The sequence below is a fragment of the Candidatus Pelagibacter sp. genome, from assembly GCF_052049855.1.
GTDB lineage: Bacteria > Pseudomonadota > Alphaproteobacteria > Pelagibacterales > Pelagibacteraceae > Pelagibacter.
On record NZ_JBNGZE010000001.1, the window covers coordinates 42,600 to 59,782 of the forward strand.

Sequence of the window (17,183 nt, forward strand, 5' to 3'; positions counted from 1 at the left end):
TTTTTATTTTTTTTAATAATATTAAGACTTATGAACCAACAAGTTGAAACAGAATTAAAAAGTCTATTAAACAGTAGATATTCAACGTCAGAGTCCGCTCGTGGTAATTACGCGAGAGGCGAGGATACTTACGAACCAATTTTATCAAAAGCGGTAGTTTTTCCAGAAACTAATGAAGAGGTTTCAAAAATACTAAAACTTTGTAACGAGCATAAAGTTCCAGTAGTACCATATGGAACAGGTACATCTTTAGAGGGCAACGTTGTAGGAAATGAAAATGGTATAACTATTTGTCTTGAAAAAATGAATAAAATTTTAAGTGTAAATGCTGAAGATTTTGACTGTAGAGTACAGGCATGCGTGACAAGAGAACAATTGAATGAATATTTAAGAGAGGATGGAGTTTTTTTCCCTATAGATCCAGGAGCAAACGCTGCTTTAGGTGGTATGGCATCAACCTCCGCTTCAGGAACAATGGCTGTTAAATATGGTACAATGAAAACAGTTATTTCAGGTTTAACTGTAGTTTTACCTAATGGTGATATTATTAATACAGGTGGAAGAACTAAAAAAACTTCAGCAGGATATAATTTAACAAATCTATTTATCGGATCAGAAGGAACCCTAGGTATTATTACCGAAGTTCACTTAAGATTATCACCTATACCAGAAAGTATAATGAGTGCGGTGTGTCATTTCCCTTCTTTAGAAGATGCAGTAATGACTGCTCAACAGGTTATTCAATATGGTGTTCCAATTGCTAGAATTGAAATGCTTAATGCAGATCAGATGGGAATCTCTATTAACTACTCTAAATTAAAAGATATTGAGGCGGTACCAACTTTATTTTTTGAATTTCATGGATCTGAGTCTTCAAACAAAGAAAATATCAAAATTGTTGAAGAACTATCAAAAGATAATAATGGTAGTTCATTTAAATGGGCTAAAGACTTAGAAGACAGAAATAAACTTTGGCAAGCAAGATGGGATGTATATTATTCTGTTAAAGCTCTAAACAATAATGGAAGAGTTTATTCAACAGATGTATGTGTTCCAATTTCAAAGATTACTGAATGTGTAAAATTTGCAGAGGAAAAAGCACAAGAATTTGGAGTTAGAGCTCCAATGGTAGGTCATATGGGAGATGGAAATTTCCATGTAGTATTACCTTACGATCCTGCAAAAAAAGAAATGTACAAACAATTAAGAGCATTTAACGGAACCCTAATTAGAAAAGCTTTAGAACTTGAAGGTACTATCACCGGTGAACACGGAGTTGGGCTTCACAAAAAAGAATATTTACTAGAACAACATCCTGATAGTATTCCAGTAATGAAATCAATCAAAAAAACATTGGATCCAAATAACATAATGAATCCTGGAAAAATTTTTGATTTAAACTAATCTTCAACATGAAAAAAATTTTGATAACTAGAAGATTACTTAGATCTTGTGAGGAAAAAGCATCAAAAATTTTTAAAGCAAATTTTAATGACAATGATGAGCTGTATTCTCAAAACAAGGTAGTTGAAATGAGTCAAGGATGTGATGGAATTTTAACCTCCTTAACAGATAAAATGGACGCTGAAACAATTAATAAATTACCTGAGAGTGTAAAAATAATTTCAAATTTTGCAGTTGGATTCGGAAATATAGATTTAGAAGCAGCAAAAAAAAGAAAAATAGCTGTTACAAATACACCTGATGTTTTAACAGATGCGACAGCAGAAATTGGAATTCTACTAATACTTGGAGCTTGTAGAAGAGCCTCTGAAGGAATTGAAAGCGCAAGACAAGGAGGATGGAAGTGGTCAGCTGATTACCTTATTGGTAAACAATTGACTGGCTCAAGGTTAGGTATTTTAGGAATGGGAAGAATTGGTCAAAAAATTGCTAAAGTTGCAAAGTCTTTAGGAATGATTATTCATTATCACAATCGATCAAAATTAAACGAAGATAAAGAACAAGGTGCAACGTATCATGATACTTTAAAAGGCTTATTGTCAGTTTCAGATGTTTTGTCGATTTGTTGTCCAGCTTCTAAAGAAACGATTGATATGATTAATAAAGAGACAATAGAATTTTTACCTAAAGGTGCGATTGTTACAAACGTTGCTAGGGGGGATATTGTTGATGACGAGGCTATGATAGATGCATTAGAAAGAAGAAAAGTTTATGCAGTAGGATTAGATGTATATAAAAATGAACCTAATTTAAATCCAGGTTATTTAAATCACAAAAGTGCATTTATACTTCCACACCTAGGTAGCGCAACTAAAGATACTCGTACTGCTATGGCAAATTTAGCAATAGATAATCTTGATGAGTTCTTCAAAACTGGAAATTGTAAGAATAAAGTAAATTAAATGTCTAAATCGATAGCGTTTATTGGCGTTGGCAACATGGGTTGCCCAATGGCTGAAAATTTAATGAAGTCAGGTAAATCTGTAAAAGTTTTTGATGTTTCAAAAAAGATGCTGGAAATTGCAAGAGATAAAAATCTTGAAACAATCGAAAATATAGATGATTTAATTACAGATAATATTGAAACAGTTGTAACTATGCTTCCAGAAGGTAAGCATTCTAGGGAAGTTTACTTAGGAGAAAAAGGAATAATAAATAAAGTTTCAAAAGATTGTCTTTTAATAGATTGTTCAACAATTGATATACAAACTTCTATTGAGATTGGAAAAAAGGCTTCAGAATTAGGAATAAAAATGATTGATGCTCCAGTTAGTGGTGGAGTAATGGGAGCTCAAAAAGCAACTTTAAATATAATGGTTGGTGGATCAAAAGAAGCATTTGAAAAAGCACTTCCATTGTTAAAAATCATGGGGAAAAATATATTTCATGCAGGTTATTTAGGTAGTGGGAATGGTGCCAAAATTTGTAACAATATGGCTCTAGGTATTGCAATGATTGCTGCTTCAGAGTCGTTAATGTTGGCAAAAAGGTTAAATATCGATATTAAAAAAGTTCATGAAATTATGAAAAATGCATCAGGTAACAGTTGGCCAATTTCTGTTTATCCACCTTTACCTGGTTTAATTGACGGTACACCCTCAAATAATAATTATCGACCAGGTTTTTCTGCAGGTATGATGAATAAAGATCTTAAACTTGCAAATGATTGTGCTCAAAGCGTAAATGCCGAAACACCATTAGGAAAAATGGCTTTAGAAATTTATGATCAATTTTGTAAAGAAGGAAACGAAACTAAAGATTTTTCAGCTATTTCTAAAGTTATAGGTGGAAATGCTTGGGATTATCCAATTGATTAATTAAATTTATTGAAGGCCATTCCTCTTAAAAGATACGCAGATGTTGAAAAAATTGCGCCAGCAGTATTGTTTCTAGCACCTTTAAAATACAGTTTTAAAATGGATCTCTTCTACTTTGAGTTGAATTTATTAAATATTTGAAAGTTTAAAAGTGGCATTGACTCCTGATCCGATTAATTTTTTAATGATGTTTTAAATTTAATGGGAGAGTAAACTATGAAAGCACAGGTTTTACATAAGTATGACCCAGAGATGAAAGAAAAAGTTTGGGTCACAGGTGAAGAGTTACCAAATCCAAAAATAGAGAAAGCCAGCGATGTGATTGTTAAAATTGGAGCTGCAGGTGTTTGTAGAACTGATTTACATATTATAGAAGGTGTGTGGAAACATATTCAAGACCCGGATGGAAAATTACTCCCTTGCGTTATGGGTCATGAAAATGCAGGCTGGATAGAAGATGTCGGAAAAGATGTAACAGAATTTAAAAAAGGGGATCCAGTAATTTTGCACCCTTTAATTTCAGGAACAGATGGAACATGTTTAGATTGTAGAAGAGGTAATGATATGCATGCAGCAGCAGGTGCATTTCCTGGATTAAGTATCAAAGAAGGTGGATATTCAGAACTTTTAAAAACAAGTGTTAGAAACTTGATTAAATTGCCAAAAGTCTTAGCTCCAAAAGATGTAGCTCCTTTTTCTGATGCAGGCTTAACAGCTTATAGAGTTGTCAAAAAAGCGACAAGACACTTACTTCCCGGTCAAAGTTGTGTGGTGATAGGTGCTGGAGGTTTAGGTCATATCGCAATTCAATGTTTAAAAGCAATGTGTGCAGCAGATATTATTATCGTTGAAAAATCTGAAAAAGCATTAAAACATGCTATGGAACTCGGAGGAGATCATGGAGTAATTATTGATGGAAACGAGGTTGAAAAAGTTAAGGAAATAACAAAAGGTGTTGGCGCAGAAGCAGTTATAGATTTTGTAGGAGAAAAAGGTTCAACATCAATGGGTCTTAATATGACCGCTAATGGTGGTTTCTTTTACATAGTTGGATACGGTGAGGAAATAAAAATACTTGCTGTTGATGTAATTATATCTGAAAGAAACATAATTGGAAATTTAGTAGGAACGTGGTCTGAATTATATGAATTAATGGAGTTAGCTGACAGAGGAAAGGTTAAGTTGTCCATGCAAGAATATAAATTAGACGATGCTAACAAAGCGCTACATGATCTAAATGATGGAAAAGTCAAAGGTCGTGCAGTGTTAGTTCCATAAATAACAAAAGAGAGGAAAGGAAGATGAAGACAATAAAAACTTGCGTAACTGCTCTTATATCAGCTTTGTTGGTATTTAGTCCAGTCGCGTATGCAGATAAGTGGAGCGATCAGTTTCCACATATCAAGGCTACTGGAGATATTCCAGGCGAGTGTTCTTACGAGTCTATGTCTAAGAAAAATTACAAAGGTAAGACACTTAAAATAAATACACATGCTGTTCCAGTTATGGGAGAACCAACAGCTTTACATGCTGAGCAATTTGCTAAACTTACGGGAGCAAAAGTTGATGTAACACATACACCTGCTGGTGATTTGTATGCAAAAGCTATGGTTCCGTTTCAAGCAGGTCAAGCTCCATATGATATAGTTTTTGGATTTTCAAACTTTATTAATGATTGGAAAAGATACTTAGAACCAGTTCCAAAAAAATATGTTGAGATGAAACAAATGCAAGATGTTACTCCATCTCACATTGGTATAGCATCTTGGGATGGTGTTATGTATCAGTTTCCAGTTGATGGTGACAGACACTATTTAAAATACAGAAAAGACGTAATTGACAATCCTAAGTATCAAAAAAAATACAAAGCTGATACTGGTAAAGAGTTAAGAGTCCCGCAAACATGGAAAGAGTATGGAGAAATGGCTGCATACTTTAATGGTTGGGACTGGGATGGTGATGGCGAGAAAGAATATGGATCTGCAGAGGTTATGAAAAAAGATGACTTGATGTATGCAGCTTTTTATTCAAGATCTGCCGCTTATTCAAAAAATCCTAAAACTCCAGGTGGTTTTTTCTTTGATTTAAAAACTATGAAACCATTAATTAACAATCCAGGTTTTGTGGAAGCTTTAACCGACTGGGTTGCAGCTACTAAATATGTTCCTCCAGGAGGAATAAACTTTGGTCTAGGTGATGAAATTGGATCATTTGGTGGAGGACAAACTTTGTTTAGTTTTTCATGGGATGATGCATTTGTTGCTGCTATGCAACCTGATAGCCCAATTAACAATAAGGTTGGTGCCGCTCAATTACCAGGCGCAATGAAAGTTTGGAATAGAACAACTAACTCTTGGGATGAAGGATTTAACCAAGCTCCTTTCTTCGTGTGGGGATGGGCAGTTGGCGTTGCTAAGAAAAGTAAAGAAAAAGAAATGGCTTTTGATTACTTATGTTTCTTTGCAAACGAAGCAAATCACCAAGCCGACATAGGTATTGGTCGTTTCGGAGTTAACCCATTTAGAAATGATGACTTTAAAGCGGATGTTTGGACTCAAATTGGTTGGGATAAAGATATTGCTCAATCATATGTTGATACCTTAGCTCAAATGGAGGAAAGTAAAAATAGAGTTTTCCCTTTGAGAGTTCCAGGTACATTTGAGTTTAATGCTGCATTAGCTACAGCTGCAGCAAAAGCTTTAGCTGGACAGTTATCACCACAAGCTGCTTTAGATGAGGCTGCTAAGCAGTGGGAAGACATACTTAATAGAGTAGGAAAAGATAACGTAAGAGCAGCTTACTCTGTTGGTGTAGCAATGGAAGATAACAAGCTTTAAAAATATCTTGTGGCCGTCTTAACGACGGCCACAACTAACAAATTCCAAAAATTACAATTATGAATTTTAAGCACAAATATATTTTTTTATTTCCTGGTTTATTTGTGCTTATAGGAATACTTATTTTTCCAATTATTTTTACTATCAGATTAAGTTTATCAGGTTGGAATAGTTATACGCCTGAAATGAATTTTATAGGAATTACAAATTATATAAGACTTTTTACTGATGACCCAAGATTTTGGGAGTCTTTCTTCAGACTAAGTTTTTTATCAGTTACTACTGTTATTCTTCAATACATTATTGGTTTCGCATTAGCGCTTATAGTTTGGAGAGAAATTAAATTTAAAAGATTTTTTAGAGTTATTTTTTTAATTCCTATGATGACTACGCCTGTCATTATGACAGTAATTTGGAGAACTTTTTTTCACGAGTCTCTAGGTCCTGTGAATGATCTTTTGGGAAACTTAGGAGTAGAGCCTATATTATGGCTTAGTGACCCAGTTATTGCTAAATTTACTGTAATTATTGTTGAGGTATGGCAATGGACACCGTTTATGTTTTTGTTGTTACTTGCAGGTTTATTATCTCTGCCCAAAGAACCTTTTTTAGCCGCAGCAATAGATGGTGCAAGTTCTTTTAGAAAGTTTGTATATGTTACTTTTCCACTAATGGCACCAATCTCAATTGGGGCAATTATTATTAGATTAATTGAGGCCTCAAAGATAATGGATACAGTTTTTGTATTAACTTCTGGAGGACCGGGTACAGCAACAGAAACTTCAAGTTTTTATATTTATATTAAAGGCTTAAGGGAGTTCCAAATGGGTTATGCTGCAACCCTTTCTTTTACGTATTTAGTAATAATGATCATAAGTTTAACGATCATTGCAAAGGTTTTAACAAAATTAATGATTAAAGAATAATGGAAAAATTATACAAATTTTTAAAATACACTTTTATTATTCTCTGGACGGTTTTTATTGTAGCTCCTTTTCTGTGGGCCATCTCTACTTCTTTTAAAGATTTTCAGTCAGTGAATAGTAAGGTTACTTACATTCCCTGGTTAGATTTTGAACCAACACTTGAGGGATGGCGTGTATTAGTTAAATCACCTGCAAGAGGTGGTGTCGATATTGTTGAACCATACTTTAATAGTCTTTTTGTAACCTGTACAGCAAGTTTAATAAGTATAGTTTTAGGAACTTTGGCAGCTTATGCTCTATCAAGATTTACTTTTAAAGCTGGTTTTGTCAGAAATAACGATATTACTTTCTTCTTTATATCACAAAGAATAATGCCGCCCATTGTTTTATCAATTCCCTTCTTTATATTTCTAAGCACAATAGGATTATTAGATAGTTTGATAGGACTAGTGGTAGTTTACATAGTTCTTTTAATGCCTATTGCAGTTTGGATTATGGTAGATTTTTTTAACCGAGTTCCAAAAGAGTTAGATGAAACTGCACTTATTGATGGATGTAATCCCTATCAAGCCTTTTATAAAGTAGTTTTACCAAACTCCATCCCAGGATTAATTGTTGCTGGTATGTTTTGTATAATATTTGGTTGGATTGACTTCTTTTTTGCTTTTATTTTAACTTTTACTGAAGTGCAATTATTACCAGTTAAAGTGGTAGCTTTAAATTCTTCTATTACGCCTTGGTGGAGTCTATCCGCATCTGCCTTAATATCTGTGGCTCCACTTATAATAGTCGCTTTTGTGGTTGAAAGATATTTGTCTAAAGGAAATTTATCAGGAGCCTTAAAATAATGAACCTGGTTGCAAAACATTTAACTTACAAACCTGATGATCAGTATCATCTTAATGATGTTTCTTTTAATTTTGAAAAAGGAAGACTTTATACTATTCTTGGACGTACATTGTCTGGCAAAACAACTTTATTAAAGACAATAGCTGGTTTATTAAATCCAGATAGTGGAAATATAAATTTTGAAGATAAAAATTTTAGCAAAGTCCCAGTATGGGAAAGAAATGTTGCTATGGTTTATCAACAATTTATCAATTACCCTCATTTGAGGGTTTATGAAAATATTTCATTTCCACTAAAACAAAGAAAATTAAATGAGGAAAATATAAAAAAGAACGTTGACGATGCTCTAAAAACGGTTGGTTTAGTGGGTTTTGAAAATAGAAAAATCCAAGAATTGTCTGGAGGACAGCAACAAAGGGTAGCACTAGCAAGATCACTCGCGAAAAAAGCAAAAATTTTATTATTAGATGAACCCCTTGTTAACCTTGATTATAAACTTCGTGAACAACTTAGAGAGGAATTTAAAACCATATTTAATGAGGGGTTGGCTAATGAGACTATTTTAATTTACTCAACAACTGACCCACAAGAAGTTATGGAATTAAATGGAGAGGTAATTGTACTTGATGAGGGTAAAGTTTTACAATCAGGTCCAGCTAAAGATATTTTTGAAAATCCTATTAACCTCAAAGTTGCTGAAATTTCAAATGATCCTCCAATGAATATTATAAATGGCTTAAAAATTGATGGTAAAATTACATTCGAAAATATCAACATCAAACTACCAAAACATTTATCTAAATTAGAAAACAAAAATTATAATTTTGGAATTAGATCCTCAGAAATTAAGCTTAGTGATGGCGGTGAGGAATTTGAAATAGAATTAGCAGAAATTAGTGGGTCAGAAACATTATTACATTTAAAAAGAGGAAGTACAAAAGTTATTGCATTGATTGAAGAAGTTATGAATTTTAAAATTCATGAAAAAGTAAAAGTTGTGTTCAATTCTGATAAATTTTCTGTTTTTGCAGAAGATGGAAAATTAATCTCATCACCATTCAGGATTAAGAATGGCTAAAATAGATCTATCAAATATCTCACATACTTATAATCCAAAAGATTTAGAACCTACTTATGCTTTAAATACATTTTCGATGACATGGGAAAATGGTAAACGTTACGCAATACTTGGACCATCTGGTTGTGGGAAAACAACTATGTTAAATATTGTATCAGGCTTAATAAAGCCTACTCAAGGCACGATATTGTTTGATAATGAAGATGTAACTAGCCAAAAAACTGAAAATAGAAATATTTCGCAAGTATTTCAGTTTCCAGTAATTTATAACACAATGTCGGTATATGATAATTTAGCGTTCCCATTAAAATGTAGAGATTTTGAAAAGAATAAAATTGAAGAGAGAGTTCGATCTGTATCTGAAACATTAAATCTTTCTTCATTTCTCAACATGCCCGCAAGGAAACTCACAGCAGATCAAAAACAACTCATTTCCTTAGGAAGAGGATTAGTAAGGGAAGATGTAGCTGCTGTATTAATGGATGAACCATTAACAGTAATTGATCCAGACTTAAAATTTAGATTGAGAAGAAATTTAAAAGAAATTAATGAAGAATATAAAACAACATTGGTTTATGTTACTCATGATCAAAATGAGGCAATGACATTTGCTGATAACATTATTGTAATGGACCAAGGTGAAATAGTTCAGGTTGGGCTTCCCAAAGATTTATTTGAGAGACCTAAAACTACTTTTGTTGGCTATTTTATTGGTTCTCCTGCAATGAACTTATTTGAAAGCCAATTACACACAGAGAATAGTGTAAAAATTAATGACACGACAATAAAAACAAATACAAATTTATCAAAATTGAAAAATAATAATTTAAAATTAGGTATTAGATCAGAATTTGTAAAAGTTGCAAAAGATGAAACTGAGAATTTGGTGGAAGTTAATATTCAAAAAATAGAAGACTTTGGAAACTTCAAACTATTAACCACAAAAATGGGTCAACTAACAATAAAGTCAAAAATCAATAGAGAAATTGAAATTGCTAGCGATAAGGTAAAATTACACTTTCCTCCCGAAAAATGTTGTGTATATCAAAATAATAAATTGATCTAAGTAAATTTCTACCCAGGATTGTAAAAAAATATAATTAGCTTTAAATAGTGACAATCTGTGCCTCTTTTTAGAAAGACTCTAATATAAAACTATGTTTTACTTCTCGACAGTTAATTAACTAGAGGAGAAGAAATGATTAAAAATAAAAAATCATTGAAGGGTTCTAAAACTCCTTCAAGAAGAAAGTTCTTCAAAGCCGCAGCAGCAACTGGTGCAGCAGCAGCAACAGCTGTAGCAATGCCGAATGTTGCTTTTGGTGCTCCGCAAACATTAAAGATGCAAGCAGCATGGCCATCAGGTGCTAACATCTTTTTTGAAATGGCCGGAGACTATGCCAAAATGGTGGGAGACATGTCAGGTGGAAGTTTAAAAATTGATCTTCAACCTGTTGGAGCAGTTGTAAAAACCGGAGAAATTGGACAAGCTGTAAGTGACGGTGTTCTTGATATGGGACACTGGGTTACTGCGTATTGGTATGGAAAAAATCCTGCCGCGTCTCTTTTCGGAACTGGCCCATCTTACGGTCTATCATCTCAAGAAGTAATGGCTTGGATGGAAGAAGGTGGTGGAAGAGCATTGTATGAAGAAACATTAGCAAAAGTTGGATATGACTATGTTGGTGTTTTTGCGATGCCTATGCCAGCCCAACCTTTTGGTTGGTTCAAAAAGAACGTAACTAAAGTAAGTGACGTTAAAGGTATGAAGTATAGAACAGTTGGTCTTGCAACTAACGTTCTTACTGCAATGGGTATGGTAGTTAGACAATTACCAGGTGGTGAAATTCAGCCAGCAATGAAAACTGGTTTGATTGAAGCTGCTGAGTTTAACAACCCAACTTCAGACTCTCAGTTTGGTATGCAAGATGTTTCTAAGCATTATCACTTAGGATCTTTTCACCAATCACAAGAGATGTTTGAAATACCTATTAACAAAAAAACATTTAATAGCTTATCTCCTGCAAACCAAGCAATATTAAAAAATGCTTCGTATGCAGCAAATACCGCTAACTACTTTAAAGCTTTGGTAAGATACTCAGCTGATTTATCTAAATTGATGAATGAGCATAAAGTAAACGTTTACCAAACTTCAGATGCAATTTTAGCAGAGCAGTTAAAAGGTTGGGATAAAGTTGTAGGTGATTTCTCTTCTAAAGATCCATTCTTTAAGAAGATTGTTGATTCACAAAAAGCTTACGCGAAAAGAGTAATGAAATACTTACTAATGAATCAGCCTAACTACAGACTTGCTTATGAAAATGAGTTTGGTCCGTTAGCGAAAGTTAAAATCTAAGGTTCAAATATATAAAAAATTAAGGGGGCTTTTTAGCCCCCTTTTTTTTAATTGAATTAATTAAGAAAATTAAGATAAGTTAGTTAAATATGTACTCTTATATAAAATTTGCAGATACTCTTAGTACCTCAATGGGTAAAGCCTTCTCATGGTGCATAGTAATTTTGATGGGAGGAACATGTTATGAGGTTATCATGGCTTACGCATTTAATGCTCCTACTTTATGGAATTTTGATTTCAGTTTACAAATGTACGGAGCGATATTTATGATGGCTGGAGCTTACACTTTAGCAACAGAAGCTCACGTTAGAGGAGATGTTATTTACAGATTGTTCCCAACTAAAGTTCAAGGATGGATTGATTTAATATTATATTTCATCTTCTTTTTTCCAGGGGTGATTGCACTTGCATTTTATGGATATGAATATGCAGCTAAAGCATGGATGGTGAAAGAAACAAGTTGGAATAGTCCAGCACAAATTCAAATTTATATGGCAAAATCATTAATACCTTTATCAGGCATACTTCTTACACTCCAAGGAATTAGTGAAGTATTTAGAGCAATTATTTGTATTAGAACAGGACATTGGCCAGAGAGAGATGCTGGTGCTGAAGAAACTGAAAAAATTTTAATGAGAAAATCTAAAGAGGAAGAAAAAATAGATGTTGTTTAGTTTAACAAATCCAGAAATTGCTATTTTAATGATGGTGATATTTCTGTTTGCTGTATTACTCGGATTTCCTATTGCATTTACTTTAATGGCAATGGGTTTAGGATTTGGGTATTACGCATATTTTGATCCATCAAGAATGGATCATCTATTAGACAATAGGATATTTAATTTATTTGTTTCAAATACCTATTCTGTGATGGATAACCATGTCCTCACCGCCGTACCTTTGTTTTTATTTATGGGATATTTAGTTGAAAGAGCAGGTATAGTTGCAAGATTATTTTATGCCATAAGACTTGCATCTCATTCTCTTCCAGCATCAATGGCAGTTGCTGCCCTAGTTACTTGCACTTTATTTTCTACAGCAACGGGTATAATTGGAGCAGTTGTGACTTTAATGGGTTTGCTTGCTTGGCCTGCAATGGTCAAAGCTGGTTATGATAAAAAATTTGCATCAGGAGTAATATGTGCTGGAGGATGTTTAGGAATTTTAATTCCTCCTAGCATTATGCTTATTGTTTATGCAGTAATAGCTCAGTTATCTCCATTAAGATTATTTGCAGCAGCAATATTTCCTGGTTTGATGTTAGCAGGTTTATATATTTTATATGCAATTATTTTGGCTTATTTTAATCCATCAGTTGCACCTAAGCCTCCTAAAGAAGAAATTCCACCAAGATCAGTAATTTTAAAAGAAGTTTTGGTTTCATTCTTACCATTATTTTCATTAATTATTTTGGTATTAGGAAGCATTCTTGCTGGCTTAGCTACCCCAGCAGAAGCTGCAGGTGTTGGAGCTTTTGGAGCGTTAGTTTTATCTTTCTTTTATAAATCTCTAAAATGGAAAAATTTTAAAGAGTCAGTATTTCTTACTGCAAAAACTACCGCAATGATTATGTGGTTGTTTATTGGATCTTGGACGTTTGCGTCAGTATTTTCATATTTAGGAGGACATGAAGTATTTGAGCATTTTTTTAAATCAATGGATATACAACCTTGGCAATTTTTAGTCATTACACAAATTATAATTTTCTTATTAGGCTGGCCATTAGAGTGGACAGAAATATTAATTATATTTGTTCCAATATTTTTACCTTTAGTAGAATTTTTTGGAGTTAACCCTTATTTTTTTGCAATGCTAATTGCTTTAAATTTACAAACATCATTTTTAACTCCCCCCATGGCCATGTCGGCTTATTACTTAAAAGGTGTACAATCTAAAAATGTTGAATTAATTGAGGTATTTAAAGGCATCATGCCATTCTTAGCGATTGTTATTTTTGGAATGGTTTTAATGTATTTATTTCCAGGTATAGCTTTGTGGTTACCTGATCAATTATTTGCTAACTAACTTGATGAATGAAATTGTAAATTTTTCTGTTCAAGAATTAATAAATAAAATTTCAAATTCTCAAATTACTTCTGTCGAAATATGTGAAGCATATATTGAGAGAATTAATAAGTTTGAAAAAGATGTAAATGCTTGGGCTTTTTTTGACAAAGAATTGCTATTGGAAAAAGCCAAAGAGTCAGATGCTTACAAAAAATCTGGAAAACCCATTGGTCCACTACATGGTATTCCTGTAGCTGTTAAAGATATTGTTGGTACTTTAGATATGCCAACTGAATGTGGTACACCGATAAGAAAAGGCAAATCTTATTCACAGAATGCAGAAATAGTTGATTTATTAACTTCTTCAGGAGCTATTGTGATGGGTAAAACTGTTACTACTGAATTAGCATATTTAAATCCCTCCAAAACAAAAAACCCACACGATTATTCACGAACACCAGGAGGATCATCAAGTGGTTCTGCTGCAGTTATCGCATCTTATATGGCTCCACTTTCAATAGGATCACAAACTGGTGGCTCAATAATTAGACCAGCATCTTATTGCGGTGTTGTTGGATACAAACCTTCATTTGGTTTGATTTCTAGAAATGGAGTATTAAAGACTTCCGAAAAACTTGACCATTTAGGAGTTTTTGGAAAAACAGTTGAGGACATAGCTTATTTAGTAAAAGAGTTAATTAAAAAAGACTCCCATGACCCTGCCACTGTTTATTATTCTTCAAATAATATGGTCGACGCTGTAAAAAAAGGTCCTTTATATGAACCCAAGTTCATATTTTATAAAACCGAATTTTGGAAAGCAATTGACAAAAAATCTAAGGAAGCTTTTGAATATTTTATAAAGTCATTTAAAAAAAATATTGAAGTTCATGATACTCCATCTTATTTTAAAGATATCCACAAATATCATCAAATAATTTATGAAACTGATCTAGCTAATAATTTTAGTGATTATTACAAAAATTATAAATCAAAACTTTCAAAAATTATGCAAACTGCAATTTCAAATGGAAGAAAACATTCTGCAAGAGAATATGCTGAAGCAATAGATTTTATGAAAAGAAGCTATGATTCTTATAAAGAAGTATTTGAGGACTATCACGGGGTTTTATCGCCATCCAGCCCAGGTGTTGCTCTTAAGGGTCTTAAAAGCACTGGATCAGCTGATTTCAATAAAGTTTGGTCTTACCTAGGAACGCCTTGTATCTCACTTCCTTTACTTCAAGGCGAAAATAATTTACCATTAGGCATTCAAGTTATTGGAGAGAAATATGACGATAATCGTTTCTTAGGAGTTTCCAGTTGGCTTGAAAAGGAAAGTGAGAAATTTAATGAATAAACTTGTAACACTAATAGGACTTTCTTTTGCAATCTTTTTTCTTATAGGTTTAGCAACAACGCTTACTAGATCTATGATGATAGGTTTCTTTGATGTATTACCAGTTTATATTTTGATGATACTTGCGATATCGATGATGTTATATGAAGCCTTTTTTGACAAAAAATAAATTTTAATAATTTCTAAATTTACTACCTCTGATTGTATTATATTCTTTAATAGGAATTTTAGTCTAGACTTAAACGTCCAATTGTAATTTAATCTATAAAGTTAATTAACAAAGAAGAGGAGATACTAATGATTAAAGAAAAAAAATCATTGAAGGTTTCTAGATCACCTTCAAGAAGAAAGTTCTTTAAAACTGCAGCTGCAACTGGTGTTGCTGCTGTTGCAGCATCATCTTTATCTGCTCCAGCTGTTGCCAAAGAGAGAATAGAAGCTTCTATGGTAGCAACTTGGCCAAGAGATTTTCCAGGCCTTGGAACTGGTGCACAAAGACTTGCTCAAAGATTGAGTGATATGAGTGATGGTAGAATTCAAGTTACTTATTATGCTGCTAATGAAAGGGTAAAAGCATTTGACTCGTTTGATGAAGTTGCTTCAGGAAATTCTCAAATGTACCACGGTGCTGATTACTACTGGGTTAAAAAACACCCTGCATTTGGATATTTTACTGCCGTTCCATTTGGTTTCACATATGCTGAAATGAATGCGTGGTTAAAATTTGCTGGTGGACAAGAGCTGTGGGATGAATTGACTGATGATTTCGGAACACAAAGTTTTGCTGCTGGTAACACCGGAGTGCAAATGGGTGGTTGGTTTAACAAAAAAATTAGATCAGCTAATGATATTAAAGGTTTAAAAATGCGTATGCCTGGTTTAGGTGGACAAGTACTTGGAAAACTTGGTGGTTCTCCAATTTCACTTCCAGGTGGACAAATTTATGAAAACCTTGTGTCTGGTGCAATTGATGCTACCGAATGGGTAGGACCTTGGAATGATGAGGCTTTCAAGTTTTATGAAGCAGCCAAGTATTATTATTATCCAGGTATGCACGAACCAGGATCAACCCTATGTTGTGGTGTAAATAAATCTTGGTTCACAAGTCTAACTAAGTCAGATCAGTTGATTATAAAAACTGCTTGTGATTGGGCTGATACAACTACTATGGCAGAATATAATGCAAAAAATGGAGCAGCATTAGATCGTTTAGTAAACGAAAATGGAGTTAAACTTGAGAAGTTTAACGATAAAGTTTATGACGCTTTTGCTAAAGGTGCTGCTGAGGTTTTTGACGAAGTTCAGCAACATAGTGCCCTTGCTCAGAAAGTACATGCTGCTTTTGTTAAAGGACGAAAAGAAATTGGTGCTTGGACAAACTTGTCTGATTCACCGTATATTTCTCAAAGAAATAGAGCACTAGGAGTATAATTTAATTCTAATTAATACTAGAGGGCCCTTAAATGGGCCCTCTTTTTACATATCATTAAAAGTTTTGTCATATGATTGAGAAAAAAAACTTATCTATTTTAATAAGAATATTTAGTTATTCTGTCTTAACATTAACATTAATTTTTTTAATAAATAATGTTTTAACAGTTTGGTTTGATTGGCCAGGAGTTAAAAAACTTTTTTCTCATTATGAAATATTTGGATTTAAAAAATTAAATGAACCTTTAGAGGGACTTGCGATGAGTCTGTCGTATATTCAATTATTATTTTATTTTTTATCTTTTACAGGAGTTATAATGTTTGTTTTAAAATCTTTAAAACAAACATTACAAACAGACTCAGAGATACTAAAAAAAATAACAGCATATATCATTAGATCTTCATTCTGGGCAGTGCTAATTGTTGGAGTAGCAGATTTTTTAATTTCATTTATGGTTGTAGAAAAATTGGTTGAGCCAATTTTTGGGGAACAAGTTAAAATTAATTTAGTAATACCTGCTTTCAGAATTACATATATTCACTTTCCTTTAATATTAGCCTCTTTTGTAATTGGTTATTTCACAAAATCTGTAGGATTTATTTGGTTAGCAGTTTTAGTAGTTGGAAGTGAATTCTTGATAGTCGTATCAAGATTTATATTCCAATATGAACAAGCTTTTCAAGGAGATCTTGTTCGTTTTTGGTATGCTGCACTTTATCTTTTTGCAAGTGCATATGCATTAATTCACGAAGGTCATGTAAGAGTTGATGTTTTGTATGCTAATTTTAGTGAGAGAAAGAAGGCATGGACGAATGCAATTGGATCTCTCGTTTTAGGCATTCCTTTATGTTTGATAGTTATATTTTTGGGTATGGGTGGTAAAGCTAGTATTATTAATGGTCCAGTAATTTCATTTGAAATTACCCAGCAAGGTTCGAATGGATTATATTTACTTTATTTAATGGCAGTTTACTTAGCCGTATTTGCAGTAAGTATGTTAACTCAATTCACAAGTTACTTTATGAGCAGTAGTCATAAACTTTTAAAGAATTAAATA

At 33.1% G+C, this 17,183-nt stretch carries 16 protein-coding genes; all 16 read left to right on the forward strand.

Translation table 11 applies throughout. From position 1 onward, the window contains the following. The first annotated feature begins 30 nt into the window (after positions 1–30). The 16 genes from ACTT9X_RS00280 to ACTT9X_RS00355 all read left to right on the forward strand — a co-directional run bounded on the left by ACTT9X_RS00280 (position 31) and on the right by ACTT9X_RS00355 (position 17,180). Positions 31–1,404 (forward strand): FAD-binding oxidoreductase, encoded by a 1,374-nt coding sequence (locus ACTT9X_RS00280; RefSeq protein ID WP_440933712.1) that lies wholly within the window; start codon positions 31–33, stop codon positions 1,402–1,404. 8 nt (positions 1,405–1,412) lie between these two features. Next, positions 1,413–2,366 (forward strand): 2-hydroxyacid dehydrogenase, encoded by a 954-nt coding sequence (locus tag ACTT9X_RS00285; protein ID WP_440933713.1) that lies wholly within the window; start codon positions 1,413–1,415, stop codon positions 2,364–2,366. Then, complete coding sequence (gene mmsB, locus ACTT9X_RS00290) at positions 2,367–3,281, forward strand: 3-hydroxyisobutyrate dehydrogenase (protein WP_440933714.1); 915 nt, start codon at positions 2,367–2,369, stop codon at positions 3,279–3,281. It begins immediately after the preceding gene. Positions 3,282–3,497: 216 nt separating this feature from the next. Then, positions 3,498–4,559 carry an NAD(P)-dependent alcohol dehydrogenase gene (locus tag ACTT9X_RS00295; protein WP_440932937.1) on the forward strand — a complete coding sequence of 354 codons (1,062 nt, stop codon included), beginning with the start codon at positions 3,498–3,500 and terminating at the stop codon, positions 4,557–4,559. 23 nt (positions 4,560–4,582) lie between these two features. After that, entirely contained in the window at positions 4,583–6,118 is a 1,536-nt protein-coding gene (locus ACTT9X_RS00300) for an ABC transporter substrate-binding protein (RefSeq protein WP_440933715.1), read from the forward strand. A 59-nt stretch (positions 6,119–6,177) separates the two neighbouring features. Next, complete coding sequence (locus ACTT9X_RS00305; RefSeq protein WP_440933716.1) at positions 6,178–7,044, forward strand: carbohydrate ABC transporter permease; 867 nt, start codon at positions 6,178–6,180, stop codon at positions 7,042–7,044. Next, the gene (locus ACTT9X_RS00310; RefSeq protein WP_440925809.1) at positions 7,044–7,892 is read left to right on the forward strand and encodes a carbohydrate ABC transporter permease; all 849 of its coding nucleotides are present in this window, start codon (positions 7,044–7,046) and stop codon (positions 7,890–7,892) included. Before ACTT9X_RS00305 ends, ACTT9X_RS00310 begins: the two co-directional genes overlap by 1 nt. Next, the gene (locus ACTT9X_RS00315) at positions 7,892–8,971 is read left to right on the forward strand and encodes an ABC transporter ATP-binding protein (protein WP_440933717.1); all 1,080 of its coding nucleotides are present in this window, start codon (positions 7,892–7,894) and stop codon (positions 8,969–8,971) included. Before ACTT9X_RS00310 ends, ACTT9X_RS00315 begins: the two co-directional genes overlap by 1 nt. Further along, positions 8,964–10,037 carry an ABC transporter ATP-binding protein gene (locus ACTT9X_RS00320; protein WP_440933718.1) on the forward strand — a complete coding sequence of 358 codons (1,074 nt, stop codon included), beginning with the start codon at positions 8,964–8,966 and terminating at the stop codon, positions 10,035–10,037. Before ACTT9X_RS00315 ends, ACTT9X_RS00320 begins: the two co-directional genes overlap by 8 nt. A 132-nt stretch (positions 10,038–10,169) precedes the next feature. Further along, on the forward strand, positions 10,170–11,327 hold the full coding sequence (locus ACTT9X_RS00325) for a TRAP transporter substrate-binding protein (protein WP_440925806.1): 1,158 nt from the start codon (positions 10,170–10,172) through the stop codon (positions 11,325–11,327). 89 nt (positions 11,328–11,416) lie between these two features. After that, positions 11,417–12,001, forward strand: a complete 585-nt coding sequence (locus tag ACTT9X_RS00330) for a TRAP transporter small permease subunit (protein WP_440925805.1) — start codon at positions 11,417–11,419, stop codon at positions 11,999–12,001. Further along, entirely contained in the window at positions 11,991–13,352 is a 1,362-nt protein-coding gene (locus ACTT9X_RS00335) for a TRAP transporter large permease (protein WP_440928440.1), read from the forward strand. Before ACTT9X_RS00330 ends, ACTT9X_RS00335 begins: the two co-directional genes overlap by 11 nt. A gap of 4 nt (positions 13,353–13,356) precedes the next feature. Next, positions 13,357–14,694 carry an amidase gene (locus ACTT9X_RS00340; protein ID WP_440933719.1) on the forward strand — a complete coding sequence of 446 codons (1,338 nt, stop codon included), beginning with the start codon at positions 13,357–13,359 and terminating at the stop codon, positions 14,692–14,694. Continuing rightward, positions 14,687–14,863 (forward strand): hypothetical protein, encoded by a 177-nt coding sequence (locus tag ACTT9X_RS00345; RefSeq protein WP_440933720.1) that lies wholly within the window; start codon positions 14,687–14,689, stop codon positions 14,861–14,863. The genes ACTT9X_RS00340 and ACTT9X_RS00345 overlap by 8 nt, the downstream gene beginning before the upstream one ends. Positions 14,864–14,991: 128 nt before the next feature. Continuing rightward, complete coding sequence (locus tag ACTT9X_RS00350; protein ID WP_440925801.1) at positions 14,992–16,125, forward strand: TRAP transporter substrate-binding protein; 1,134 nt, start codon at positions 14,992–14,994, stop codon at positions 16,123–16,125. Between the two features lie 71 nt (positions 16,126–16,196). Then, positions 16,197–17,180, forward strand: coding sequence for a TRAP transporter small permease subunit (locus tag ACTT9X_RS00355; protein ID WP_440933721.1), 984 nt, complete (start codon positions 16,197–16,199; stop codon positions 17,178–17,180). Positions 17,181–17,183: the final 3 nt, after the last annotated feature.